Annotated in this window: 3 protein-coding genes; all 3 read left to right on the top strand. The window is 62.6% G+C overall.

Annotated features, from left to right (window positions below; genetic code table 11):
* Positions 1 to 643: NAD-dependent epimerase/dehydratase family protein (locus ACRCSW_RS06825; protein ID WP_438703695.1), on the top strand; the 643-nt coding region annotated here is incomplete at its 5' end.
* 76 nt (positions 644 to 719) lie between these two features.
* A complete protein-coding gene (locus tag ACRCSW_RS06820; RefSeq protein ID WP_438703693.1) occupies positions 720 to 1124 on the top strand; it encodes a DUF6463 family protein in 405 nt (134 codons plus the stop codon).
* An 89-nt stretch (positions 1125 to 1213) separates the two neighbouring features.
* Positions 1214 to 1585, top strand: coding sequence for a DUF6463 family protein (locus ACRCSW_RS06815; RefSeq protein ID WP_438703691.1), 372 nt, complete (start codon positions 1214 to 1216; stop codon positions 1583 to 1585).
* The last annotated feature ends 146 nt before the right edge of the window (positions 1586 to 1731 follow it).

Here is a 1731-nt window from a genome sequence, read left to right as displayed (position 1 = left end):
TGTCATGGGCATGACACGCTCCCGCGAACGGGCGGAAAGCATGCGAGGCCTTGGCGTCGCGACGGTGCAGGCCGACGCCTTCGATTCCGACATTGTCCGATCCGGGGTGTGTGACTTTGGTCCGGATGTGCTCATGCATCAGTTGACGGATTTGCCCCGCAATCTCGCCAAGCTCGACAACCAGGCGCTGGAGCGGAACGCCGCTTTGCGAAAGCACGGCACGCGCAATCTGGTCGATGCCGCCGAGGCGGCGGGCGCAACACGGATCATCGCGCAAAGCATCGCCTTCGACTACGCGCCGGGCCGCAAGCCGCATGCCGAAAGCGATCTGCTGGCGGGCAGACTGCCATCGGCTTCGCCCAGCTCTCTTGGCGTCGTCAGCCTTGAGGATCAGGTCACAACCTCCCCGATCCCCTCGGTCATCTTGCGGTATGGCAGGCTTTATGGCCCTGGCACCGGGTCAGACCTACCCTGGGGGCCAGCCGCTGTTCACGTTGACGCAGCGGCTCGGGCAGCGGCCTTGTGTGCCCGGATCGAGGTGGCGGGCATCTACAACATTGCCGAACGCGATGGCGAAGTCGACACGACCCGCGCAGAAGATCAACTCGGCTGGAATGCCGGCTGGAGACCTCCGGTCACATGAAGCCGTCGGCGATGCTTCATCGTCCCACATCGCTGAACGGCTTGGTCAGCCTATCATGAATAGAAAGGAAACTGAGATGCTTAGACTATCTGCCTGGGGCATCGTTGCGCTTTCAGTCCTACACATGATCGTGCTGGGCTATGATGCGCTTAACCATGCGGCGAGCGCAGTGAACGGTGATCTCTGGACCTGGGAGCACTGGGGGCCGGTCTCTGGCCAGCGGCACGACCTGGTGTTGACCGGCTTCGCCTTCTGGTCGACCATCGGCAGCTTCGCGGTGCCGCTTGGTGTTCTAGGAGCGCTCATTCTTTGGATGGACCGGCAGGGCATCCGCGTCCCTGCTTTCGTGGGCTTTGCTCTTCTGGCTTGGGCGGCTTTTTCCACCATCTTGATGCCCCCAAGCGGTTTTCCAGTCGCCGCGTTGGTCGCGGCAGCATTGTGTCTGGGCCTGATGCGTGGCTATCGCAGCTTCAAGGGCTGAAGGTTTAAGGCGTATCGACGACGACGCCGTCGGCCCGACTCCGGTTTGGTCCGTTGGGGCAGGCGGCGCTATCTGAAAGGCAACTCCAGATGATCAAATGGGCAGGATGGCTCATCGTATTCTATGGCACCGCACACACCCTGGGTGCCTTGACCCTGGAAGGTGCCGCAGAACACGCTGGCGCGTGGTTCAGCGGAGAACTGTGGAGCGAAGACTTCTCCGCGATGGACGCGGCCGGTACCGCATACTGGTTCAGCCTCGCCAGCTTTGGCCTGCCGCTGACACTCATCGGTCTGATGGTCTTGTGGATGAACCGCCGTAGGATCGTTCCGCCGCCCTTTCTTGGAGTGACCCTCGGACTGTGGACGATGATTGATGCGACTGTCCTTCTGCTGACGCCATGGCCTATTCTGCTGGTCGCCAGCGGCCTGCTGTTCTTCGGCAGTCGGCAGCGCGAATAGGCGCCATCCAGCGGGTCGCTCTGGGGGATGTCGGCGACATGCGGCACCCAGCGAACAAAGGCCGCTTTCGGGAATGTTGCCTCGCAGCACCGGGCGGGGCGAATGACCGCGAAGGGCTGCACCGTTACCCGCGCCCGCGCGCAACG

Source organism: Tabrizicola sp. (genome assembly GCF_051645465.1).
Classification (GTDB): Bacteria; Pseudomonadota; Alphaproteobacteria; order Rhodobacterales; family Rhodobacteraceae; genus Tabrizicola.
This window is presented reverse-complemented; position numbering and strand designations above follow the sequence as displayed.